Here is a 24,328-nt window from a genome sequence, read left to right on the forward strand (position 1 = left end):
ATAAAATATGCATTTTGAGTCTCCTATTAAACGTCGCCAATCTCGCCAAATTATGGTGGGTGATGTTGCTGTCGGTGGTGGTGCGCCGATTAGTGTTCAAAGTATGACCAATACTGAAACGTGCGATGTTGACGCAACGGTTGCTCAAATCCGTGCGATTCAAGACGCAGGGGCGGATATCGTTCGTGTCTCAGTACCTTCAATGGATGCAGCGGAAGCGTTTAAGTTAATTCGTGAACAAGTCTCTGTGCCTCTTGTGGCAGACATCCACTTCGACTACAAAATCGCGCTTAAGGTTGCGGAATACGGGGTCGATTGTTTACGGATTAACCCAGGTAACATCGGTAACAAAGATCGTGTCCGCGCAGTCGTTGATTGTGCGCGTGATAAGAATATTCCAATCCGTATTGGTGTGAACGCAGGATCTTTGGAAAAAGACCTACAAAAGAAATACGGTGAACCGACACCGGATGCTTTGGTTGAGTCTGCTTTTCGTCAAATCGAGTACTTTGATGCCCTAGACTTCCAAGAGTTTAAACTGAGTCTAAAGGCGTCTGATATTTTTATGACGGTCGAGGCTTACCGCAAGATTGCATCGCAAATTGATAACCCACTTCATTTGGGAATCACTGAAGCGGGTGGATTACGTTCTGGTACGGTAAAATCTTCTATTGGTTTGGGGCTTCTTCTAATGGACGGCATTGGTGACACGCTTCGCGTATCGTTAGCTGCAGATCCTGTGCAAGAAGTTAAAGTAGGTTGGGATATGCTACGTAGTTTGAAACTGCGTAATCGAGGCATCAACTTTATTGCCTGCCCAAGCTGCTCGCGCCAGAACTTCGACGTGGTGAAAACCATGAACGAATTGGAAGAGCGTCTAGAAGATATTAAAGTCTCAATGGATGTTGCCGTGATCGGTTGTGTTGTAAACGGCCCTGGGGAAGCGAAAGAAGCTGACTTAGGACTTGCCGGTGGCACACCAAATAATTTGGTTTATTTAGACGGCAAACCTAACTCAAAAGTTAAAAATGAAACCTTGGTGGATGATCTTGAGCGTATGATTCGCGCCAAAGCGGACGCTAAAGAGAAAGAAGAATCCAATCTTATCGCTAAGTCATAAGGGCACGAACAGTGGGTCGTAAAGTACAAGCAATTCGCGGAATGAATGACATTCTGCCTGGCCAATCTTCCGTTTGGCAGTACCTAGAAAGAACCGTTTCTGAAGTAGTTAATGGTTATGGATATCAGCAAATCCGTTTCCCTATTGTTGAGCAAACAGAACTGTTCAAACGTGGTGTTGGTGAGACAACTGATATCGTTGAGAAGGAAATGTATACCTTCGAAGATCGTAACGGTGAGTCTCTAACTCTTCGTCCAGAGGGGACCGCTAGCTGTGTTCGTGCAGCTGATCAGGCAGGCTTGTTGTTTAACCAAACGCAGCGCCTTTGGTATGTGGGCCCAATGTTCCGTTATGAGCGTCCACAAAAAGGCCGTTACCGTCAGTTCCATCAAATTGGTGTGGAATCGTTTGGTATGGCAACGCCAGATATTGATGCAGAGTTGATTATTCTAACTGCTCGTCTTTGGAAGAAGCTTGGCTTGCTTGAGCATGTTGAACTGCAACTGAATACTATTGGTGTTGCCGCAGCGCGAGAAACATTCAAAGCAGCTTTGGTGGACTATCTGACGGAATTCAAAGATCAATTAGACGAAGACAGCCAACGTCGTTTATCGACGAACCCACTTCGTATTCTTGATTCAAAAGATGAAGCGACGCAAAAAGTGTTGCTGAATGCGCCAAGCCTTGAAGATTTTATTGATGATGAATCACGTGAGCATTTCGAGCGCTTGCAAGCTATCTTAAAAGCAAACGATGTACCATTTGTGATCAATCGTAGTTTAGTGCGTGGACTGGATTACTACGGTAAAACCGTATTTGAATGGGTAACCTCTCATCTAGGTGCGCAAGCTACTGTTTGTGCGGGTGGTCGTTATGATGGCCTAGTTGAACAGTTGGGTGGCCGTGCTACACCGGCAGTGGGCTTTGCCATGGGTGTTGAGCGTTTGGTACTTTTGCTTGAAACCCTTGAATTGATCCCTGGAGAAGCGAAAGATGCGACGGATATTTTTGTTGTAAGTTTTGGCGATGAAGCTGAGCTTGCGTCTTTTGTGGTAGCTGAACAACTACGCAACGCGAATCAAGGCTGGACGGTTTTACGCCACTGTGGCGGTGGTAACTTTAAGAACCAAATGAAAAAAGCCGATAAATCGGGCGCTCGTTTTACTTTGATTTTGGGTGAAAGTGAAGTTGCTGAAGGGATTGTACAGGTAAAAGATATGCAGTCTGGTGAGCAGGTTTCATGTGCTACCGATGCATTAGTGACTACCTTGCTAGAAAAGCTTAACGGCTGATCCATTAATACAGTCGTTCAATGTAGAATTATGAGGAACACGGTGTGTCTGAAGTAAAGACTGAAGAAGAACAAATTGAAGCGTTTAAGAACTGGTGGAAGAAAAACGGTACGTCACTGGTACTTGCGGTAGCAGTTGGTGTTGGCGGTTATTTTGGTTTTCAGGCTTGGCAAAACAGTCAGGCTAATCATTTAGCAGAAGCATCGGCGTTGTATCAGAATTTAACCGAAGCGGCAGCTGATCTAGATAAAGAAGAAAACCAAAAAACGGTTCGTTTCATTGCTAACCAGTTAGCAGAAGACTTTGATGATACTGGCTATGCTATGTTCAGTCAGTTATTTGTAGCTCGTATCGATGCTCAAGCAGGCAATTTCGATGAGGCAGTCTCAGCATTGTCCAAAGTTGTTGAGCAATCAGAAGACGCTTCGTTTGATGCCATTGCGAATCTACGTATTGCTCGCTTGCAAGCAGAGCAAGAAAAATACGATGCTGCAATTAAAACGCTCGCGTTAGTGACTCAGTCAGAGTTCGCAGCGCAAGTGTCGGAATTGAAAGGTGATATCTTGCTAGCCCAAGGTAAGCGTACGGAAGCACGTACTGCATACCAGAGTGCAGCAGATGCAATGGGGGCTGATGTGCAACATCCATTGTTAGATATCAAACTAAAAGATTTGGTCGAGGGCTGATAAATGATGTGGAAGCCTATCATTGCTGCGGCAGTGCTGAGTTCAGTGTTATTACAAGGTTGTTCAACACGACAGCTACCACCACCCTCTGGCGTTAGCCAAGCTGTGTATTTTGATGCGAACTGGCGAACTAAAGTGAACGGTGATTCTGGTGAGCAGACTGAGACATACAACATTGTGCCTCAGGGCGATACGCTAACCTTAGTCACTAATCGTGGTGCGGTATACGAACTTTTGCAATCGAATGGCTTACAGGTCAAGCACATCGATACCCTGATGAAACCAAGTGCAGGTGTATCTCGTGATGGCGATCGAGTGTTCTTCGGAACTTACGATGGCGAGCTTGTTGCTGTTTCGTTAGCGGATGAGTCTGTACTTTGGCGTAAAACGTTAACGTCTGAAATCTTGTCTGAGACTGGCAACGGTGAAGGCCGTGTTGCAGCCTTAACTGGAGACGGCTGGTTAACGGTGATGGATGCGAGCACAGGTGAAACGCTGTGGCGCGATAAAGAGGATTTGCCTGCTCTGACAGTACGCGGCACAACTGCACCAGTTATTGTTGACGGTAAAGTGATAGCCGGTTTTGCAAGTGGTAAAGTGAAAGCATACAACTTGCAAACAGGCGATCAGATCTGGGAATACGCTGTCGGTAAACCAGAAGGGCGTTATGAAATTGAGCGTCTTACCGATGTCAGTGGGCGCTTTGTCATTGCGAACAATATGCTTTACTCAGTGGCCTATAATGGCACTGTAACAGCATTGGCAATGCAAACGGGTCGCCCTGTTTGGCAGCGTAATATTTCTAGCGCGGTAGGTGTTGCAGTACAAGGCAACGAACTAGCTGTTATCGATCAGGACAATGTTGTTTATAGCCTCAATGCCCGTAATGGTTCGACACTTTGGCAAAATGATACATTGCAAGGTCGTGATTTGGCCTCACCAGTGTTCTATAAAGATTATGTTGCAGTGTTAGATCGTGGTGGCTGGATTCATCTGATGAATCGTGAAACAGGCGTGACTGAAGCATGGACTTTGGCTGACTCTCGACGCCCGGCTGGAAGTCGCATGGTGTCGAATGATGAACAATTGTTTATACTAACGCCAACTGCAAATGTAACGGCGCTTCACTACTGGTAGTAGTAACGCCCTGAGCGTAAGCTCAACGCAATTTTTGAAGAGGCTGCTTCGCTCACAAGGCGTAGCAGCCACTTTGTATTCTAATAGGTTGAAAAAATGATCCCAGTTATTGCATTGGTCGGTCGACCCAATGTTGGAAAATCTACTCTGTTTAACCAGCTAACGCGTTCACGTGATGCATTGGTTGCAGACTATCCTGGCCTTACGCGTGACCGTAAATACGGCGACGGTAAAGCAGGTGAGCATGAATTTATCGTGATTGATACGGGCGGTATCAGTGGTGACGAGCAAGGTATTGATGAGCATATGGCGCGTCAGTCACTGCTTGCGATTGAAGAAGCGGACGCGGTATTGTTTTTGGTGGATGGCCGTCATGGCTTAAACCCAGCAGATGAAATGATCGCTAATCATTTACGTCGTTCTGAGAAGCCAGTTTTTCTGGTGGTGAACAAAACTGACGGTATAAATGAAGACATTGCCTTGGCCGATTTTTACGCACTAGGTATGGGGGAGCTTTATCCTCTTGCAGCGGCTCATGGTAAAGGTGTGCGCTCGCTTATTGATACGGTGATGGAGCTGTTTGCGGAGCGTATTGCTGAAATGCGCGATCAAATAGAGTTTAATGCCAAAGGTATCCGTATCGGTGTTGTGGGCCGTCCAAACGTTGGTAAATCCACCCTAGTTAACCGTATGTTGGGTGAAGAGCGTGTGGTTGTGTACGACATGCCAGGAACCACACGAGACAGTGTTTATATTCCCTATAAGCGTCATGACAAAGACTACACACTGATTGATACAGCGGGTGTACGTCGTCGTAAGCATGTCAAAGAAGCGGTAGAGAAATTTTCTATCGTGAAAACCTTACAAGCGATTCAAGACGCCAACGTTGTCATCTGTGTGATCGACTCTCACGAAGACTTGGTAGAGCAAGATCTTCACATGATCGGCTATGTATTGGATGCGGGTCGTGGTTTGGTCATTGCGATCAACAAATGGGATGGCCTTAAGAAAGAAGACCGTGAACATATTAAGAAAGAAGTCGAGCGTCGTCTTGGTTTCGTACCTTACGCGAAAGTTCACTACATCTCTGCACTTCATGGTACCGGTGTCGGTGACCTTTACGACACCATCGAAGAGACATATGAATCGTGTTACGCGAAATGGTCTACTAACCGCCTAACTCGTATTTTGGAAGATGCTGTATCGGAGCACCAACCTCCAATGGTGAAAGGTCGTCGTATTAAGCTTCGTTACGCTCACCAAGGTGGCTCGAATCCACCGCGTATCGTTGTGCACGGTAACCAAACGGATGCATTGCCAGGTAGCTACAAGCGTTACTTGGAAAACAAGTTCCGTACTGTTCTAAACATTACGGGGACGCCAATTTCGTTTGAATTTAAGTCTTCTGATAACCCGTTTGCACCTAAGCGTTAATAAAGCGGTTATAAGAAACATTTAAAAGCCTCGCTTGATAACTTCAAGCGGGGCTTTTTGTCTCTGCTCGACATTAGTCTTAAAACTATTGTTCCTCGTGCTCCGATCCGCTACCTTGAAGAGGTAAATCAGATGGAAAAACAAGAAAAATAATAAGGGAGAGCCCATGTCACAATCGGTTCAATTCGCATCCTTGCCTTTTGCTAGCCACTTCAAGCTAGGTGTCATTCGGCTGAATTCAGAAAAGACGCTGAATGCGCTGTCTTTAGAAATGATTCATCTAATTCACAGCCAACTGCATGATTGGCAAGAAGATCCATACATCGTTGCAGTGCTTATTGAGGGACGTGGAGACAAAGCATTTTGCGCGGGCGGTAACGTGGTCGATGTCTATCGATCGATCGTTGAGACAGCGGACGATGGCGTTTTCAGTCAACATTACTTCAGTCATGAGTATGAGCTTGACCAATATATTCATGAGTATCGTAAACCGGTCCTTTGTTGGGGGCATGGTTATGTAATGGGGGGCGGCATGGGATTGTTTATGGCGTCCCGCTATCGATTAGTGATGCCATCAAGCAAACTTGCGATGCCGGAAATTAAAATTGGTCTGTATCCCGATGTGGGAGCAAGTTACTTCTTAAATCAACTGCCAGAACATTTTGCTCGTTTTTTAGCACTGACGGCCTACCAAGTGAATGCTACCGACGCCTGCGAATTAGGGTTAGCAACTCACTATGTTTGTGATGAAGCCTACTATGAAATTTTGAAGCAGTTAGCGTCTGGAGTACTTGATGACAATAGTCATGAGCATGTCATTCAGCATATAGAACGTGTGCTTCATACATTTACTATGTCGGATGAGTTGCCATTACTAAGGCCAGAACTGATCGCCCATGAAAAAGAGCTTGAAAAGCTGATGAGTGGTGACATTGTGAATATATACCATTCGTTAAAAGGCTTTAAAAATGACAGTTCTTCCTTGATGGCTGCGCGAGGTAACTTTTTAAAAGGTAGCCCTTTATCTGCATGCCTGATCATTGAACAGTTGGATTGGGCAAAAGGAAAAAGCCTTGCGGATGTGTTTGAACGCGAGACCTGTTTATCCGTCAACATTAGCCTATATGGAGATTTTTGTGAGGGTGTCAGGGCATTATTGATCGATAAGGACCAAAAGCCCGTATGGAAATATCACTCAGTGATAGAAGTGCCAAAAGATGCACTTGTGAAGTACGTTGAGAAAGTTACTCTGAAACGGGAGGAGTGCTCGAGTTAGTGACTTTATTTCGATAGTCACTCAGTACGATCTCTAGTGCTGCGATCGCTGTTTCGTTAGGGATTTCGTTTTCCTCAAGCAGAGCAATAAGGTCGACGGCGAGTTTGATATGATCTGGTGCGGAGTCTAGTGACATGGATTTATTCTGCATATTTGCTGTCATGTATTTGGAATAGGCGTTTAATACAATGGTGTTATCTAATGTATAGCGCCAATGTATGGCAAGAAATGTTAACACATCCTCGAGGTGCGCGTGGTTACAAATGAATTTTGGTTGGAGCGTTGGCAGTCTGGGCGAATTGGCTTTCATCGAGATGAAGTCAATCCTTGGCTGGTGCAATACTGGCCGCAGGTAGCACGTGGCGCTAGTGTACTGGTGCCTCTGTGCGGTAAATCTGCGGATTTATTATGGTTGGCTAATCAAGGCTATAACGTAACAGGTGTGGAGCTATCGCCCATGGCGGTGGTGGAATTCTTCGGTGATAACGACCTGACTTACCACACTGAGCAAGTGGGTTGTCTTAAAATCCACACGGCCAACGATTTGCCTTTGCGCATTGTCGAAGGTGATTACTTTGACTTTGATGAAACGGGATTTGATGCCTGTTACGATCGAGCGGCCTTGGTGGCAATGCCAGAAGAAAAGCGGGAGCAATACGTTCTCCACACTAAGCAGCGCTTAACGCCTCAAGCATCCTTGTTACTGGTTACGTTAAGTTATGATGGAGATCAATCTGGACCACCATTTTCAGTATTGGACTTTGAAGTTACTGAGCTTTGGGGAGAGTGGATTCGTAAAGTGGCTAGCGAAGATTTGCTGCAGGTCGATGAGCGTTATCAAGGTGTTGACCGTACATTTTACGAAGAAACAGTCTGGCGTATTACCAGCTAATAATATCCCTATATACCTGACTAATTTTCTGGGATAATACGCAGATCAACGATTCCAGATTCACCAATCTCCCAAGCGCTCTTCGCTTGGGATAGAGCTCATATGATCAAACGACACAAAACCGCTCCAGATATTTTTTCTTATTCGCCTTATTGGGCTGAATGTTACGGCGTTGCGCCATTCTTACCGACTAGCCGTGAGGAAATGGATGCCCTAGGTTGGGACAGCTGTGATGTCATCATCGTCACAGGAGACGCCTATGTTGACCATCCAAGCTTCGGTATGGCCGTGATGGGGCGAGTCTTGGAAGCGCAAGGGTTTCGTGTAGGGATTATTGATCAGCCTGATTGGCGTAGTCCTGATGACTTTATGCGCCTTGGACGTCCGAATTTATATTTCGGTGTGACCGCGGGCAACATGGACTCGATGATCAATCGATATACCGCTGATCTAAAGGTACGTAATGACGATGCTTACACGCCTTACGGTGAAGGTGGTAAACGTCCTGATCGTGCGGTCATTGTTTACTCTCAACGTTGTAAGCAAGCGTTCCACGATGTGCCTGTTATGATTGGTGGTATTGAAGCCAGCTTACGCCGTATCGCTCAGTACGATTACTGGAGTGATGAGGTACGTCGTTCTGTATTAGTGGATTCCACAGCTGACATCCTTTTATACGGAAATGCTGAGCGTGCCATCATAGAAGTCACTCATGCGATTGCTAATGGCAAAAGCATGGATGACATCGTTAATGTTCGTGGCACTACGATTATCCGTGATGTTCCGCCGGGTGGTTATACTGAAATTGACTCAACCCGCGTTGACTGGCCAGGCAAGGTCGATCAGATCTATAGCCCTTATGAATACATTCCAGAGGGTAAGTGCCAAACAGGTGAGCAGCAGGACGATAGTGATGTGATGCCGATTCGAGTCATCCCAGCACCGCTTCGTAAAGGTCAAAAACTGGATGCTGAGAAGACGTACATTCGTCTTCCTTCGTTTGAAAAGGTTTCTAAAGACCCTGTGTTGTACGCACACACGTCGCGTATTTTGCACTTGGAGTCGAATCCACATAACGCTCGTGCCTTGATTCAAAAACATGGCAAAAAGGAAATCTGGGTTAACCCGCCGCCAATTCCGTTGGAAACTCCGGAAATGGACGGTGTGTTTGATCTGCCTTACGCACGTATTCCGCACCCTAAATACAAAAAAGCACGTATTCCAGCGTATGACATGATCAAAACATCGATCAACATCATGCGTGGTTGCTTTGGTGGCTGTACTTTCTGTTCGATCACCGAGCACGAAGGGCGCGTGATTCAGTCTCGCTCACATGAATCGATCTTGAACGAGATTGAAGACATTAAGCGTAAGGTTCCAGGTTTTACGGGGCATATTTCCGATTTGGGTGGCCCAACGTCGAACATGTACCACCTAAACTGTAAGGACGATGAGATCCAAGCATCTTGCCGTAAGTTGTCTTGTGTCTATCCGACGATTTGTTCAAATCTAAAAACCGATCATAGTCCAACCACTGAGCTGTATCGTAAAGCTCGTGCTGTGGAAGGCATTCATAAGGTATCCATTGCATCTGGCTTACGTTACGATCTAGCCGTTGAAGATCCAGAATACGTTCGAGAGTTGGTGACTTATCACGTCGGTGGTTTGCTAAAAATTGCACCAGAGCACTCGGAAGAGGGCACTTTATCGAAAATGATGAAGCCGGGCATGGGCACCTATGATCGCTTCAAAAAGATGTTTGATAAGTTCTCGAAAGAAGCAGGCAAGAAGCAACACTTAATCCCATACTTTATTGCAGCACACCCAGGCAGCAGCGATGAAGACATGATGAACCTTGCCGTCTGGTTGAAGAAAAATGACTTTAAACCAGACCAAGTACAGACGTTCTACCCATCGCCAATGTCTTTAGCAACGGCTATGTACCACTCAGGCAAGAATCCACTGCATGGTGTGACGTATAAGAGTGAAAACGTACACACGCCTAAAGACTACAAAGAGCGTACCGTACAAAAAGGTTTCTTGCGTTACCATGATCCAAAGAACTGGCCTGCACTGCGTGAAACGCTTCGTACGATGGGGCGAGCAGACCTGATTGGTAATGGAAAAGGTCAATTGGTGCCTGACGAAGAGCAAGACAAGCGTACACCACGCCGCCCAACGAAAGCGAAGCCAGGCCAGAAAACGGGAGCATCACATACAAGCAACCGTCCGACCATACAGAAAAACGCTGAAAACGAACGTAATCGGCGCAAGTCGAATAAGGCATCCGGTAACGGTGCCGGTAATAGGCCTGCTGGAGCACGACCAAACGGCACGAGCCCAGCTGGAAAAGGCGGCGCAAATCGCTCGAAAAGCAAGTCGCCAGCAGCGCGAAGAGCCCGCTAATTTAAGCAAGTTGAAGCCCTATTTGGTGATGCTGAATAGGGCTTTTTTCTGCACACATATAACGCCTAAATCGTCCTCAAGTTTCGAAAAGGGTGCATTATCCTCGAAAATCTCGCATAATCACCGCCCATAACTGGTATAGAATCTGCATCGTAACTCATGACACGGTGCTAACCCGCGTTAAGGCCTCCACAAGAGGTTTGCGTTAATAACCTGCGCTTAACCAAAAGTGAGCGTGTTGATGATGGGACAATCTTATGAAACTTACACACCAATGGCTTTCAATTCTTGAAGGCTGCGTACTGGTTGCGCTTGGCTTGCATATCCTTAACTCTGTTGGACTGCTGATCAGTGGTACAGCGGGGATAGGTATGATCCTGAACACAGTGACAGACCTTAGCTTTGGTCAGCTGTTCTTTATTTTGAATTTACCTTTTTATGTGCTGGCTTGGCGCGCCCTTGGTAAAGAGTTCGCATTGAGAACGTTTATAGCCGTCAGCACTCTCTCAGGGTTATCTGAACTTCTACGTCACGTGGCGCATATTGATATTCATCCTATCGTGTCCGCGGTTTTAGGCGGTCTGCTGGTCGGGTTCGGCTTGATCATTCTATTTAGACACAATGCCTCCCTAGGCGGACTGAATATTCTAGCTGTGTACTTGGAGAGACGTTTTCAAATTCACGCAAGTCGCACGACCTTGGTTGCCGACATTGGAATTTTAGTGGCTGCTATCATGGTTTTAGACGGTTGGCGTCTCATCTGTTCACTGCTTGCTTTCCTTTTGCTAAGCTCCGTTGTTGGCCGTTATCATCGACCACCTACTTGGGCTCAAAATACTGAAACGAAGCACGCTTAATGTACTCAACGTCAATTGCTATACGAGAGTTTCAGAGCACGGAGATTGACTACCGTGCTCTTGTAAATGTATTTCATCGTAGTGTTCATGCAATCCCCGATGTGATTTATTCAAAAGAACAGAAATCCGCTTGGGCACCAGACTGCATAGATGGTGCCAGCTGGAAACTGCGTCTTGAAGAGCACTCTGTTTGGGTCGCTGTTGATGAGCGCAATCAAGAACCTCTGGGCTTTATTGAATTAAATAAAAACGGCGACATTGAATGCTTATATGTATGCCCTAGGGCCCAGCGGCAAGGCATTGCAAAATTGCTTCTGATTACTGCTTTTGAATCCATCCGCAAACACTATCCCAACAAGATACAGTGGCTGGTTCAGGCATCTGATGTTGCATATGAGTTTTTCATTAAGCACGGTTTCCTGCCTACGAAACGTAATCAGGTAGAGCGCTTTGGTGTGTCACTGGAAAATACGACCATGGCCAAAACGATCGCTTAAGAGTTGATTTAAAGGTTTGCCAAAAAGTGAGCTACTCTCTGCGTTATGAAAGACACGTAAAAAAGCCCAGAACATCTGGGCTTTTTCGTCAAGCTTTAGAGATACGCTGATCAGATTATTACTGCTTTGGTAGCAGCACAGTATCGATTACGTGAATCACACCATTGGATTGTTTAACGTCCGCAATGGTGACTGTTGCCATACGACCGTTTTCATCGGCAAGCATAATGGTGTCGCCTTTGTATGTTGCTGTCAGTGTACAACCACCTAATGTTGGAACTGGATGCGCTCCCATATCATCATCAATCATCGTAGTAATCGCGCCAGAAAGCGCATTAGTGCCGACAACATGGCAGGTTAGCACTTTTTGTAAAGCCGCTTTGTTCTCAGGTTTGAGCAAATTCGCAACGGCGCCACTAGGTAGCTTGTCAAAAGCTGCATTCGTTGGGGCGAACACTGTAAACGGACCGTCGCCTTGTAAAGTATCGACTAGGCCTGCTGCCTTAACTGCTGCAACGAGCGTAGTGTGATCTTTTGAGTTTACCGCATTCTCAATAATATTTCGGCTCTCATACATTGGTGCTCCGCCAACCATAGGATTGTCGTTCTTCTCGCTCATACCGTGGTTCTGTGAGCCAGTGCTAGAACAGCCGGTCATGACAAGTGCGCTAGTGATGGTTAATGTAGTTAGTAATTTCATGATGGATCTCCGAGTTTTTTTGTTGTTACTGCTTGGTATGTATAAATACGGAATCGATCTGAAATAGTTTCAAAAAAATTTAATTAATTTTCATAGAAGGTTAATGCGATGCCATTTATACAGTGACGAAGCCCTGTTGGGGCGGGTCCATCCTCAAAGATATGGCCCATATGGCTACCGCATCGACGACAATGCACTTCTGTGCGAGTAATGAACCAGCTGCGATCTTCTTTGGTTGCCACAGCGTTGGGTAGGCTGTCATAAAAACTTGGCCAACCGGTTCCACTATCAAATTTAGTTTTGGAGTCATAAAGTGCTAAATCGCATCCTTTACAATGAAACAGGCCTCCGCGTTTTTCATCGTTAAGAGGGCTCGTGTACGCTCTCTCAGTGGCTTCCTCCCTAAGCACAGAGTATTCAAAGTCGGTTAGTTGTGCTCGCCACTCGGCTTCCGTTCTAGTGATTTCGAAGTTGGCTTCCTGCACACCTGATGCGATTGCGGTTAGGCCTCGACTCATAAGTGCAATAGCTAAAGTGCCTTGTAGAAAAGTACGTCGATTCATGTCTGAGCTCCTCATGGTTGGTTAACTCTTTGTTAGAAACGATAAAAAAGCCAAGAAAGTTTCAGCTTTCTTGGCTTTAGACGTTGGTTGAACGATGTTTGTTACAGTTGAAGCTAGAGTGCAATGGTATCTGCTACAGCCAGAACCGGACCTGTTGGCTGGCCTGTAGGTGAGCCGCCCTTAGGTTCTAAACTGATTGCCATATGTGCATTGTCTAAGTTATCTATCCAATCGCCATCAAGTGAAAACTGAGCCGAGTTGGCGATGTCCAACACCCCAAGTGATATAGGAGCGCCATCGCCTACAGCTACCCATAATTCATAGTCTCCTTGCTCTGCAGGTTGACCTTTAATCGGGATGATTTTAATGGTCTGATCGTCGACATCGACTAACACATCGATAACCAGATCCGAGGCGCTAGAGGTCAAGTAGGTCTGATAATTGGCTTCGAAGGTGTTAGGGGATAGCCACCACATCCCAAGAGCAAGCACCAAAGCCGCGGCAATCCCCCAAATGGGTGAGCGACTTTTTTTCTCTTTCGAGTGTTTATCCATTGATGATGACAACTCAACGACGGTTTCTGTTTCCGCTCGGAGGAAATCATCGATCTTTGCTTTAACGTGTTCAGGTGGCACATGCTCTGGCCACTCACTGGCCAACGTCGCGAGACGTTCCGACCAGTAAATGTATGCGGACTTCAGTTCTGGGTCCGTCGACATTTGTTCTTCAAAGGCTTTTGCTTGTTGATCTGAAAGCAAGCCAAGAGCGTATTCTGCTGCAGTGATGTGATCTTCTGGTAATGAATTCATTGGCTCATACACCCCTTAAGTTTCTGAAGACTGCGACGTAGCCAAGTGCGCATGGTATTTAGCGGCACTGAAAATTTGTCCGCCAAGTCGGCATAGCTCAGGCCTTCTAAATAAGCACCTTTGACCGCTTCAGCTCGTTCCGCTTCTAAGGTGTCTAGGCAGTCTTCTATTTGTCGAGATATTTCATGGGAGTAAGTCACGGTCTCTGGACTGCTTTCTTCCGAATCCAAATCATAGTCATCAATGGATTCAGTGTGTTTGCTAGCCAAGGAACGTTTGCGATCAATGGCGCTGTTACGGGCAATCGTAATTAACCATGTCATAGGGCTAAGGCCATTGACCTGATACTGACTAGCGTTACGCCAGATCTTGATATACGTTTCTTGTAAGACATCTTGTGCCAAACTCTCATCTTCTAAGACACGTAAACAAATGCCATATAGTTTCGCGCTGGTGCGTTCATAAAGATCGCTCAATGCCAACTTTTGACCTTGTGCAATTTCTTCTAGTAGTTGCTCGACTCTAGAAACATCGTGCATAGTGACTTCCTTTAAAAGTTAGGCGCGTTTGGATGTGATTGTTTTATGTACGAATTAAAGTGTAAAAGAGATTGAGTGATATTGATAGAAAAGCTGGCGTAATGCCGAAAACTGACATAGCATCAGCGACTGTGAATAAGGGCTCGTTTAAGCACCTTGGTTAAATTTGTTTAGGACAATTGAAAATGCCAAAAGCCAGTGAAATCAAACGTAATAATGCCGTTGAATACGATGGTAAAACTTATATTGTGCGTGATATCGAACGCTCGGTTCCACAGGGGCGTGCCGGTGGTAGCTTGTACCGTATGCGCATGTACGACGTCGTCACTGGACGTAAAATCGATGAGACGTTCAAAGATTCTGAGATGCTGAATCTTGCTGATCTAATCCGCCGTCCAGTCAATTTCTCGTACTTGGACGGTGATGAGTATGTGTTCATGGATCAGGAAGATTACACGCCTTATAATCTGCACAAAGATGCGATTGCTGACGAGCTTGAGTTTTTCAACGAAGATACAGCCGGTATCCAAGTTGTTTTGGTGAGCGGTGCTCCTGTTGCGATTGAGTTACCACAAGTCGTTGAATTGACAGTGGTTGAAACAGACCCATCGATCAAAGGTGCTTCTGCAACGTCACGTACAAAGCCTGCGGTACTGTCGACTGGTGCGACTATCCAAGTACCTGAGTACATTGCTAGCGGTGAGCGTATTCGAGTAAACGTGGAAGAGCGTAAGTTCGGCGGTCGTGCTGAGAAGTAAACAGAGCTAGACGCTAGATTTACTTGATCTTATAAAGAAGCGGTTAATGCGATTAACCGCTTCTAATCCTCTAACAATTCCCTTAATCATCATACTCAATGATGGCTGTGCTGATGGCCTGATACTTGAGTTGTATACAATGATTTCCCTAAGCTTAATCCCAGCAAAATAACCAGTAGCAATGCGCTTAAGATCGCAAACCAATTGTCATGTGTTGCATCGGTGTATTGGCCCGAAGTGATTACCTGCCAGCCTGTGATGGACAAAACATAATCCACTATAAAACCGAATGCTAGTGCGCAGATCATGACGCCACCTAGGTAGCTAAATAGAGCGCGCTTACCCAGTAGCTTGTGGACGACGCCAAGAGTGGCGATGTTCGTAGCAGGCCCCGCCAACATAAATACAAGGACAGCACCAGGGGAAACGCCCGCGACCAATAAGCCCGCTGCGATAGGTGTCGATGCCGTTGCGCAAATGTACATGGGAATGGAGATGAGCATCATCACTAGCATGGCGAGCAGCCCATTGCCCCATTCTGCTAAAAAGCTCTGAGGCACATAGGCTTGTACAAGCGCTGCAAATCCCAGCCCTATGACTAACCAATTGGCAATGTCATCGACCATTTCAGTTGCGGCATATCGCATACCACGAATAAAACGCTGGCTTATACTTAAAGGGGCATCAGGCTTTTTCTGGCTACAGCAACCTTTGGTGGCGCAGGATGAAGTGGTGTTTAGACGGTCGTCTGAAGGCGATATAGACACATCTTTCCCTACGAGAAAGCCTGCTGTCACAGCACTGGTGATGGCTGCAATAGGGCGTATGATCGCCATAAAAGGGCCGAGCAAAGCCCAAGATAAAGCGATTGAGTCGACCCCTGTTTCGGGGGTTGAAATTAAAAAAGAGGTCGTTGCTCCTTTTGTTGCGCCAGCTTTCCTCAAGCCCGCCGCGGCAGGAATCACTCCGCAAGAGCAGAGTGGCAAGGGGGCGCCAATAAACGCCGCTTTGACAACGGAGAAGCGTGATCGACGACCGAGTTGCTTTTCCATCCAGCTCATGGGAACAAATTCTTTTAATAAGCCTGCGATGATCAACCCTAATATTAGCCAAGGTGCCGACTCTAGGAATAACTCAATTAACGCATTGAACCAATTCATAACAGCTCCTTATTCGTGATGGTGTTCAGGGACGATATCGAGTGTTTCAGATTCAAGTGCTTGGAGTATGGTGCAATCTTCAGCGCTTTCATGACCGCCACAACAGGCATTAGATAAGCGTTTCAACGAACGTTGGAAACGCTGTAACTCTTGGATCTTAGCCGTGACTTGGTCCAGCTTATCATCCACTAATGCTTTCACATCCGAGCATTCGCTGTTGGCTTTATCGACTTCAATGGAAAGCAAAGATTTGATCTCTGTTAGCGAAAACCCCACTTCCTTAGCGCGAAGGATAAAGCCTAGCGTTTTGGCTTCTTGCTCTGAATAAAGGCGATAGCCATTTGCTGCGACCGAACTTGGACACAATAAGCCTTGCTTCTCATAAAAACGTAGTGTGTCGGCGTTGATTGAAAATTTCTTAGCAAGCTCACCAATACGAAACATGATGTACTCCAAATCTTGATATGCCATCAGTATAAACCTTGGAGTAAACACAAAGGTCAAGCCTAGGTTTCGTATTGAGCAAGCTTTTTATTGGTATCCTTTTGCTTGCAGGGTGAATAGGTAAGCGTACCGCCCATCCATTTCCAATAATTGACTATGGGTACCTCGTTCAATGATTTTGCCGTGCTCCATTACAATGATCTCGTTCGCGAGACGCACGGTGGAGAATCGATGGGAAATGAGGATCGCCATTTTGCTGGCAGTATGTTCCTGAAAGTGAGCAAAGATTTCTGCTTCTGCTCCGGCATCCATCGCAGCGGTGGGCTCATCCAGTACCAGAATGTCTGCCTTTTCACGCATAAAGGCACGGGCCAAAGCTATTTTTTGCCATTGTCCGCCAGAGAGTTCTTGCCCGCCGCGGAACCATTTGCCTAATTGTGTTTGATAACCATGGTTTAAATCACTAATAAAGTCTGTTGCTTTACCGAGCTCAGCCGCGGTTGCCCAGCCTTGTTGATCATCAAAGCGATCGTTATCGCCTGCACCAATATTCTCACCCACAATAAATTGATAACGTACAAAGTCTTGAAAGATGACACCAATGCGACTCAACAAAGCTTGTTCTTGCCATTCGGTAAGGTCTAGACCATCCAGCAATATTCTTCCCTTGCTAGGTTGATAAAGGCGCGTTAATAATTTGATTAAGGTCGTTTTCCCTGAGCCATTTTCGCCAACAATCGCGAGACTGTTGCCAGGTTTAATATGGAGCGTGATATCGGTTAAAGCTGGGGTATCACTTTCAGGGTAGGAAAACGATACGTTTTCAAAGCGAATGCCATCCCCTGGGCGCGGTCCGTTTAGTTGGCCTTCAATATTTGCGACAGTCGGTTGTTCCAAGTATTCGTAGAGATTCGACAGGTACAAGTTATCTTCGTACATACCACTAATGCTGGTCAGGGATGAAGCAACCGCTCCTTGGCCTTGCTTAAACAGCAGCAGGTACATGGTCATTTGACCTAACGTGATCGCTCCCACAACGGTCGAGGTGACAATCCAGCCATAAGCACCATAAAACACTGCTGTGCTGAGAATGCCGAGCACAAAGCCCCAGAACTCTCGACGAAGAATCAGCTGCTTGTTTTCACGAAAAAGCTTCTCGAAAATGTCTCGATAACGTCCTAAAAATCGATTGCTTAATTGGTACAAGCGCACTTCTTTAATGTGATCTTCACGGGCAAGCAGTGTTTCTAGATAGTTTTGTTGGCGCACTTCAGGGGAGCGCCAACGAGCTAACATGAACGCATCGCCAGAGAACTTTGCTTCGGCAAAAAAAGCAGGTAATGCTCCAAGAATCAGTAATGTCAGAGCCCAAGGTGAAAACTGCCAAAGCAGCACGGCAAAGCTGGCAAGTGACACGCCATTTTGCAGTAGGGTAAAGGTTTTGGTGACAAGCGCGAGAGGGCGGCTGGAAGCTTCTCGTCTTGCCCGAACTAACTTGTCGTAAAACTCTGAATCTTCAAAATCAGCAAGGGTGAGCTGCTGCGCTTTTTCCATGATCATCATGTTCACACGTTGACCTAAAGAGAGCCTAAGGATTGACTGCAAAGCCACTAAGCCCCGTTGATTGGCGCTGGTCAGTAAAACCAGTGCTCCCTCTAGTAGAACGAACAATAAAGCAGGGAAATACTGTAGGGTTTGCGTTTGTTCATAGTGCTCCATGGCGGCGACCACAGAGTCGACAATTAACTGACCAACGTATGCCATCAGAGCAGGCAATACACCAGCAATCAGAGTCAGTAGCGCTAATCCCAGTGTTAAACGTGGGGAGGTTTGCCAAACGAGGGTGATGGCGCGTTTGCTGTATCGAAAAACACCTAGCATATTTTTATCGATGGTGTTTTTAGGGGGCGCAGCAGGCTTCATGGAACGGTCCTTGATAAATGAATCGCGGTCATTCTAACGCCAATATCAATACTGTTCACGCAACAGTGTGTGTTTTCAATTTGACTTGCTCATAGGGCACGGATAAGGTTCAAACTCAGATTTTATAAAGGTTTCACGAGCGAAACCTTGGATAGGTAAACATGGCAGACGGTTCTTTTCACAACTTTCCTTTCACCGCAGTCGCGGGGCAAGAGTCACTCAAATTGGCGTTGGTGTTAACCGCGATCAATCCTCGTATTGGTGGGGTGTTGATATCAGGCCCGCGAGGCAGTGCTAAGTCGACCCTAGCTCGTGGCTTAGCGGGTGTAATGCCTCACCTTGATAGCAATGAAACTGCGTTTGTGACCTTGCCACTAGGGGCGACAGAAGACCGTCTGCTGGGCTCCCTTGATATCGATTCGGTACTCAATGACAAACAAGTGAAATTTCAGCCAGGGCTATTGGCGCAAGCGGATCAAGGCGTCTTGTATGTCGATGAAGTCAACCTACTTGCTGACAGTCTGGTCGATGTCTTGCTTGATGTGAGTGCCAGCGGCGTCAACCGAGTGGAGCGTGATGGTGTAAGCCATGTGCACGACTCACGTTTTGTTTTAGTCGGCACCATGAACCCAGAAGAAGGGGAGCTGCGCCCTCAGTTGAAAGACCGCTTTGGCTTGATGGTCACGCTGTTCAATCAATATACCTTGGAAGAGCGTGTACAGATCGTGCGGCTACGTGATGAATTTGATCAAGATCCGAAAGGTTTCTGCGATGCGTTCAAGTACAAACAACGCAACTTGCGCCAAAGTATCACTCAAGCCAAAATTCGATTAAATACGATTAAGTGCGCGGATGCGCTTCGTATGGACATCGCTAGCCGTTGCCAAGATGCCAATGTCGACGGTGTGCGTGCGGATATCGTGTGGGTGCGTGCAGCCATTTCTCATGCCGCATGGCGTGGCGCAAACACAGTTTCAATTGAAGATGTGCAAGCGGTAGAAGATTTTGTCCTCGCACATCGCCGCCAAACGCCGCCGCAATCAAAGCAATCGCCATCTCCAAGCTCTCCGCCTAATTCAGCGCCCCCATCTTCACGCCGACCACCTGATTCTCATAAACAAGATGAGGGCCAAGGGCCGGGAAAGTCTTCACCTTCACCGCAGAATGATTCTGTTGGTGAATGGGGAAGCATGTTGCCAGAGTTACAAACGACCAGTGACGCAGTGGTCATTGGAACTCAATTATTTAGTGAAGCCCCAGCGCAGAGTGGCAATTCAGCGCTGTTAGCCGGAAAGCAGCGCGGCTCAAGCAAAGGTGGAGCAAACCTTGGTAAGCGTCAGAGCGGCAGTATAGATATGGCACAGACTCTTAGAAGCAGTGCCGGGGAATGGCCCCCAAAGCAACTCGTGCGTCACAAAGGGCGAGAAGGTAAACCGGTACTGCATTGCATTTTGCTTGATACATCGGGGTCGACTTTAGCTGACCAGACATTTGCAAAAGCCAAAGGTGTGATTTTGGACATCGCTGAACGTGCCTATTTAAGACGTGAGCAAATCAGTATCCTTGGCTTTGGTGGGGATCAAGTGGATTGGCTGCTGCCACAAGTGCGCGCTCCGCAAAATATTCGTGCACAACTGGATACGTTCAGTGCTGGTGGCGGTACGCCCATGCATCAAGCGTTAGTCGATGCACAGCAATATCTGGTTCAAGCGCTACGGCAGCAGCCAGAGCTTGAGCTAAACAGCTATATTTTAACGGATGGGCGCGTGTCAGGTGATTTTCCTGTCGCTGCTTGGCAAGGTGCTTTGGCTGTCATTGATACAGAGCAGTCGCCGATTAAACGTGGTCGTGCACAGGAGCTTGCCCAAGCATTGAATGCCGATTACCTTTCATTAAGTCAGTTGATGGCTTAAGTTAGCCGAGCCAACGAAAGCGAATTTTAGATAAGTGAATAACATGACAACTCAAGTGGCTCATTGCCCTGCATTATTCCTAACCGCGCCAGCATCAAACCAAGGTAAAACCACTATTACTGCCGCCTTGGCACGCTATTTTACCGAGCAGGGGAAAGTGGTGCGTGTATTCAAAACGGGGCCGGATTACCTTGATCCACAGATTTTAGCGCAAGCTTCCAAGCAGCCCGTCGAGCAGCTCGATATCTGGATGGCGGGCGATGAATACTGTCAAAAAATGCTATTCGATGCGGCCCAAGAAGCGGACCTGATCTTGGTCGAAGGCGCAATGGGGATGTTTGACGGCGAGCCATCAAGTGCCGATCTTGCCGCACGTTTTAACATCCCAGCTGCCATTGTGATGGATGTAAAAGGTATGGCGCAAACCGCCGCTGCGGTGGCGACCGGTTTGGCGAATTTTCGTAGCGATGTCAAAGTAGCCGGTTTAATTGCTAACCGTTGTGGTAGCGAACGTCATGCGCAATTGATCCGTGATGCTTTACCCGAAGATTTACCATTATTAATCAGCTTAAAGCGTGATGATGAAGTGACCTTACCTGAGCGCCATTTGGGGTTGGTGCAAGCTTCCGAAGTGGGCGATGAGCTAGAAGAATGCTTTACTGCCGCAGTGCGTTGGTTGACTGAGACCGAAGATCAAACTCTGCTGACGCTTCCCGAGCCAGTAGCATTTTATGCGCCAGAGCAAACGATCGCTGAGCAAGATGTTTGCACACCGCTTTCGGGTAAAACCATTGCCATTGCCAAAGATGAAGCCTTTAGTTTTATCTACGATGCCAACCTTCGTGTGTTAGAAAAATTGGGAGCTAAGGTCACGTTCTTTTCGCCGCTTCATGATCAACAATTACCGCAGGCGGATGCCCTTTGGTTACCGGGGGGCTACCCAGAACTCCATGCCGAAAAGCTCTCGCAAAACCATAGCATGCTAGATCAGATTCAAACGTTTTTTGCAGCGGGCAAACCGATCTTGGCAGAGTGTGGCGGTATGCTGTATAGCCTCGAAACTCTAACGGATCTTGAGGCTAACACCTATCCTATGCTTGGCTTGCTGAAAGGCGCAGGCGCAATGCGAGGCAAACGTGGCTGCCAAGGGATGCAAACAGCACCACTGCCAGAGGGCGATATTCGTGGTCATGCCCACCATCGTTCTCGCAGTGAGAATACACCTGAGCCATTAAGCCATGGTCGCCGTCAGCGTCACCCTGCACCAGGTGAAGCAATCTACCGCGAAAAAGGACTCACAGCGAGCTACCTGCATTTATTCTTTGCGTCAAATTTCGCGGCCACGGCAGCGTTATTTAAGGGTGTTTAACGACCTATGTGGCCAGAAAGTAGTGACGAGCCAAAGCCGCTTCGATCAGGGCTGACGACAGGCACATGTGCCACTGCATGTTCGGTGGCGGCTGCCATGGCGTTGCTCACGAAACAGCAAGCGTCTAACGTATTTGTCACCTTGCCCAAAGGCCAAGAAGTGTCTCTTGAGATCATTTCTTATGACATCGCTGATCACTCTGTTAAAGCCACCACTATTAAAGATGCCGGGGACGATCCTGATGTTACCCACGGTGCAACGGTTTGGGTTGAACTAGCGCTTACCTCAGAACAAGGCATTAAGTTTGTGGCAGGCAAAGGCGTTGGTACGGTCACACGAACAGGGCTCTTGCTTGACGTAGGTGAGCCTGCCATCAATCCCGTGCCGCGAAAAATGATCTCTGATCATTTGAATGCCATTGCCCGAGAGCAAGGCTATCAAGGTGGGTTTCAGGTGACCGTTGGTGTAGAGCAGGGCGAGCAGCTAGCTCTTAAAACCATGAATCCACGTTTGGGCATTCTCGGCGGCATTTCCATTTTAGGCACCACGGGCATCGTACGCCCGTTTTCCTGTGGCGCTTACATTGCTTCGATCCAGCAAGGGGTTGATGTGGCCCGTGCCAATGGACATCGATATATTGCCGCCACCACTGGTAATGCCAGTGAAACGGCGATTCAAGAACGCGATGGTTTAGACGATATGGCGTTGATCGAGATGGGCGATTTCGTTGGGGCATTGTTAAAGCACGTGAAACGTTTAGAAAGCAAAGAAGCTCACCTTGAAAAACTCACCATCTGTGGCGGTTTTGGTAAAATAAGCAAACTGGCACAGCAGCATATGGATTTAAACTCCCGTGCCTCGTCCATTAATTTAGATGCCTTGGCAGAGCTCGCCAAAACATTAGGGGCGTCTGAGGCTCTACAAGGTAACATGTGCCAAGCCAACACCAGTGTCGAAGCGTTAAAATTCGCTCAAGCAGAAGGCATCGTATTAGCCGATGCAGTGTGCCAGCAAGCCCTCGATTTTTGTCGTCGCTTTGTGCCAATGCATATGGCACTTGAAGTGCTGGCTATTGACCGTAAAGGTCAGTTTGTCGGACAAGCGCTTGATCAGGGCATATCGAACTAAAGGAAAGCTATGAAAATTCTTTTATTAGGCGGCACCGCCGATGGGCGCCATTTAGCCGAACGCTTTAGTCAGCTCGGTTTTGACGTGCTGTATTCGATAGCGGGGTTAGTGCGCGTCCCGACATTACCTTGTGAAGTTCTTGTTGGTGGTTTTACCCAGTTTGGTGGCTTGGCCTCTTTTCTTAAGGAGCGTCAGATTGATTTAGTCATTAACGCAACGCACCCTTATGCCGCCACCATGAGCGATAAAGCCGTGACAGCAGGTATGGAAACCGGTGTGCCGGTTTGGCGTTTCTTGCGTCCAGCTTGGCAGGCTCAAAAGGGCGATGATTGGCATTTTTCCCCAACGGATGACGACTTATTAGAGCGCCTAAAAGGCTTTAAGCGCCCATTGCTTAGCGCAGGGCAAATGTCTTTAGAGCAATTACTTACGATCACTCAAATAGAAGGTTTTGAACAAGGCGTTTGGCGCACGGCAGCTCTGCCAAAATTTGATGTGCCTGATAAAATTTCTTGGCTGAAAGCCATTGGTCCGTTTGATATCGAGCACGAGAGACACTTATTAAAAGAGCATCAAATTGATGTGATCGTGACCAAAAATAGCGGTGGCGACTCCACGTCGGCGAAGCTTGATGCCGCTCGTGAATTAGGTATCAGCGTATTACTACAGCAGCGTCCAGACGAGAGAGACGCAGTACGGACTTTTTCCGACTACTCCCAACTTATTAAAGCGGTGCAGGCATTGAAAGGCCCTGCATCCACTGCTCAGGAATCCCAACAACAGTGACTTATCAGTACGATCCTACGCCACAAGGCATTGAAAACGAAAGCTTCCGCCAAATCCGTGAACTGACACAGCTTGATCATTTATCCCGTGATGCTCAGCAAGTGGTGATGCGCGTGGTGCATAGCCTTGGGCTTCCTGATGTGGCTGAACAAGTACGCTTTAGTGACCATGCCTGTGAAGCTGGCCGAGCGGCGCTCGCGAAAAATTGTCCTATTCTTTGTGATGTAGAGATGGTCAAGCAGGGCGTCACTAAACGCATGATTGAGCGTGAGCCGCTGTGCTTCTTGAATGATCCGCGTACGGCAGATCTTGCTAAATCAAAAGGCGAGACCCGCTCTATGGCGGCGCTAAGCCTTTGGCAGGAGCTGCTGGAAGGCAGTGTGGTTTTGATTGGTAATGCACCGACGGCTTTGTTTCGATTACTTGAAATGATCCGTGCTGGCGCGCCAAAGCCTGCATTGATCATTGGTATGCCGGTAGGCTTTGTTGGCGCCGCTGAGTCTAAGCAAGCGTTATGGGATGATCACAAAGCGCTGGGCATTGAGTGTATTACCTTGCTCGGTCGAATGGGCGGCAGTGCGGTGACCTCTGCCAGCTGTAACGCATTGCTGCGTTGTAACATCGGTGAATATTATTAAT

The 24,328-nt window shown here is 47.2% G+C and carries 24 protein-coding genes; 16 read left to right on the plus strand and 8 right to left on the minus strand.

The window, feature by feature from the left end:
* The first annotated feature begins 7 nt into the window (after positions 1–7).
* The 6 genes from ispG to ACXAC1_RS13635 all read left to right on the plus strand — a co-directional run bounded on the left by ispG (position 8) and on the right by ACXAC1_RS13635 (position 6,945).
* Positions 8–1,120, plus strand: a complete 1,113-nt coding sequence (ispG, locus tag ACXAC1_RS13610) for a flavodoxin-dependent (E)-4-hydroxy-3-methylbut-2-enyl-diphosphate synthase (RefSeq protein WP_228191215.1) — start codon at positions 8–10, stop codon at positions 1,118–1,120.
* An 11-nt stretch (positions 1,121–1,131) separates the two neighbouring features.
* Positions 1,132–2,412, plus strand: a complete 1,281-nt coding sequence (gene hisS / locus ACXAC1_RS13615) for a histidine--tRNA ligase (RefSeq protein ID WP_475062098.1) — start codon at positions 1,132–1,134, stop codon at positions 2,410–2,412.
* A 44-nt stretch (positions 2,413–2,456) separates the two neighbouring features.
* Complete coding sequence (locus ACXAC1_RS13620; RefSeq protein WP_133563738.1) at positions 2,457–3,098, plus strand: YfgM family protein; 642 nt, start codon at positions 2,457–2,459, stop codon at positions 3,096–3,098.
* Positions 3,099–3,101: 3 nt separating this feature from the next.
* Positions 3,102–4,235 carry an outer membrane protein assembly factor BamB gene (gene bamB, locus ACXAC1_RS13625; protein ID WP_475062100.1) on the plus strand — a complete coding sequence of 378 codons (1,134 nt, stop codon included), beginning with the start codon at positions 3,102–3,104 and terminating at the stop codon, positions 4,233–4,235.
* 96 nt (positions 4,236–4,331) lie between these two features.
* Positions 4,332–5,669, plus strand: coding sequence for a ribosome biogenesis GTPase Der (der, locus tag ACXAC1_RS13630; RefSeq protein ID WP_199461530.1), 1,338 nt, complete (start codon positions 4,332–4,334; stop codon positions 5,667–5,669).
* A gap of 166 nt (positions 5,670–5,835) precedes the next feature.
* The gene (locus ACXAC1_RS13635) at positions 5,836–6,945 is read left to right on the plus strand and encodes an enoyl-CoA hydratase/isomerase family protein (RefSeq protein WP_475062102.1); all 1,110 of its coding nucleotides are present in this window, start codon (positions 5,836–5,838) and stop codon (positions 6,943–6,945) included.
* On the opposite strand, the gene rsmS is transcribed toward ACXAC1_RS13635, so the two are convergent.
* Positions 6,914–7,183 (minus strand): pleiotropic regulatory protein RsmS, encoded by a 270-nt coding sequence (rsmS, locus tag ACXAC1_RS13640; protein ID WP_475062103.1) that lies wholly within the window; start codon positions 7,181–7,183, stop codon positions 6,914–6,916. The two genes, ACXAC1_RS13635 and rsmS, sit on opposite strands and share 32 nt — an antisense overlap.
* Before the next feature lie 15 nt (positions 7,184–7,198).
* Here rsmS and ACXAC1_RS13645 point away from each other — a divergent pair, with 15 nt between their 5' ends.
* The 4 genes from ACXAC1_RS13645 to ACXAC1_RS13660 all read left to right on the plus strand — a co-directional run bounded on the left by ACXAC1_RS13645 (position 7,199) and on the right by ACXAC1_RS13660 (position 11,597).
* Positions 7,199–7,837 (plus strand): class I SAM-dependent methyltransferase, encoded by a 639-nt coding sequence (locus ACXAC1_RS13645; protein ID WP_475062104.1) that lies wholly within the window; start codon positions 7,199–7,201, stop codon positions 7,835–7,837.
* A 102-nt stretch (positions 7,838–7,939) separates the two neighbouring features.
* Entirely contained in the window at positions 7,940–10,243 is a 2,304-nt protein-coding gene (locus ACXAC1_RS13650) for a YgiQ family radical SAM protein (protein WP_475062105.1), read from the plus strand.
* Positions 10,244–10,500: 257 nt separating this feature from the next.
* Positions 10,501–11,100 carry a DUF6198 family protein gene (locus tag ACXAC1_RS13655; RefSeq protein ID WP_133563750.1) on the plus strand — a complete coding sequence of 200 codons (600 nt, stop codon included), beginning with the start codon at positions 10,501–10,503 and terminating at the stop codon, positions 11,098–11,100.
* On the plus strand, positions 11,100–11,597 hold the full coding sequence (locus tag ACXAC1_RS13660; RefSeq protein ID WP_475062107.1) for a GNAT family N-acetyltransferase: 498 nt from the start codon (positions 11,100–11,102) through the stop codon (positions 11,595–11,597). The genes ACXAC1_RS13655 and ACXAC1_RS13660 overlap by 1 nt, the downstream gene beginning before the upstream one ends.
* Before the next feature lie 118 nt (positions 11,598–11,715).
* Here the strand turns inward: ACXAC1_RS13660 and ACXAC1_RS13665 are convergent, their stop codons facing one another.
* From ACXAC1_RS13665 to ACXAC1_RS13680, 4 genes are all read right to left on the minus strand, one after another.
* The gene (locus ACXAC1_RS13665) at positions 11,716–12,297 is read right to left on the minus strand and encodes a fasciclin domain-containing protein (protein WP_475062109.1); all 582 of its coding nucleotides are present in this window, start codon (positions 12,295–12,297) and stop codon (positions 11,716–11,718) included.
* Positions 12,298–12,380: 83 nt separating this feature from the next.
* Positions 12,381–12,860, minus strand: a complete 480-nt coding sequence (msrB, locus tag ACXAC1_RS13670; RefSeq protein WP_475062111.1) for a peptide-methionine (R)-S-oxide reductase MsrB — start codon at positions 12,858–12,860, stop codon at positions 12,381–12,383.
* Between the two features lie 113 nt (positions 12,861–12,973).
* Positions 12,974–13,669 carry an anti-sigma factor gene (locus ACXAC1_RS13675; protein WP_475062113.1) on the minus strand — a complete coding sequence of 232 codons (696 nt, stop codon included), beginning with the start codon at positions 13,667–13,669 and terminating at the stop codon, positions 12,974–12,976.
* Positions 13,666–14,208: a sigma-70 family RNA polymerase sigma factor gene (locus tag ACXAC1_RS13680; RefSeq protein ID WP_475062115.1), complete on the minus strand. Its 543-nt coding sequence runs from the start codon at positions 14,206–14,208 to the stop codon at positions 13,666–13,668. The genes ACXAC1_RS13675 and ACXAC1_RS13680 overlap by 4 nt, the downstream gene beginning before the upstream one ends.
* Before the next feature lie 185 nt (positions 14,209–14,393).
* Between ACXAC1_RS13680 and efpL the strand changes: the two genes are divergently transcribed.
* Entirely contained in the window at positions 14,394–14,966 is a 573-nt protein-coding gene (efpL, locus tag ACXAC1_RS13685) for an elongation factor P-like protein EfpL (protein WP_475062117.1), read from the plus strand.
* 95 nt (positions 14,967–15,061) lie between these two features.
* Here efpL and ACXAC1_RS13690 read toward each other — a convergent pair whose 3' ends face one another.
* From ACXAC1_RS13690 to ACXAC1_RS13700, 3 genes are read right to left on the minus strand one after another with little or no spacing between them, the layout of a single operon-like run.
* Positions 15,062–16,126, minus strand: coding sequence for an SO_0444 family Cu/Zn efflux transporter (locus ACXAC1_RS13690; protein ID WP_475062119.1), 1,065 nt, complete (start codon positions 16,124–16,126; stop codon positions 15,062–15,064).
* Positions 16,127–16,135: 9 nt separating this feature from the next.
* The gene (zntR, locus tag ACXAC1_RS13695) at positions 16,136–16,597 is read right to left on the minus strand and encodes a Zn(2+)-responsive transcriptional regulator (RefSeq protein ID WP_244937022.1); all 462 of its coding nucleotides are present in this window, start codon (positions 16,595–16,597) and stop codon (positions 16,136–16,138) included.
* A 60-nt stretch (positions 16,598–16,657) separates the two neighbouring features.
* Positions 16,658–18,493: an ABC transporter ATP-binding protein gene (locus tag ACXAC1_RS13700; protein ID WP_475062121.1), complete on the minus strand. Its 1,836-nt coding sequence runs from the start codon at positions 18,491–18,493 to the stop codon at positions 16,658–16,660.
* A 161-nt stretch (positions 18,494–18,654) separates the two neighbouring features.
* Here ACXAC1_RS13700 and ACXAC1_RS13705 point away from each other — a divergent pair, with 161 nt between their 5' ends.
* From ACXAC1_RS13705 to ACXAC1_RS13725, 5 genes are read left to right on the plus strand one after another with little or no spacing between them, the layout of a single operon-like run.
* The gene (locus ACXAC1_RS13705) at positions 18,655–20,406 is read left to right on the plus strand and encodes an AAA family ATPase (protein WP_475062123.1); all 1,752 of its coding nucleotides are present in this window, start codon (positions 18,655–18,657) and stop codon (positions 20,404–20,406) included.
* Between the two features lie 43 nt (positions 20,407–20,449).
* On the plus strand, positions 20,450–21,775 hold the full coding sequence (locus ACXAC1_RS13710) for a cobyrinate a,c-diamide synthase (RefSeq protein ID WP_475062125.1): 1,326 nt from the start codon (positions 20,450–20,452) through the stop codon (positions 21,773–21,775).
* A gap of 6 nt (positions 21,776–21,781) precedes the next feature.
* Positions 21,782–22,903: a cobalt-precorrin-5B (C(1))-methyltransferase gene (locus ACXAC1_RS13715; protein ID WP_475062127.1), complete on the plus strand. Its 1,122-nt coding sequence runs from the start codon at positions 21,782–21,784 to the stop codon at positions 22,901–22,903.
* Between the two features lie 9 nt (positions 22,904–22,912).
* Positions 22,913–23,689: a precorrin-6A/cobalt-precorrin-6A reductase gene (locus ACXAC1_RS13720; protein WP_475062129.1), complete on the plus strand. Its 777-nt coding sequence runs from the start codon at positions 22,913–22,915 to the stop codon at positions 23,687–23,689.
* A complete protein-coding gene (locus ACXAC1_RS13725; protein ID WP_475062130.1) occupies positions 23,686–24,327 on the plus strand; it encodes a precorrin-8X methylmutase in 642 nt (213 codons plus the stop codon). Before ACXAC1_RS13720 ends, ACXAC1_RS13725 begins: the two co-directional genes overlap by 4 nt.
* Position 24,328 lies beyond the last annotated feature (1 nt).

The sequence above is a fragment of the Marinomonas sp. AWM4_232 genome (assembly GCF_056158325.1).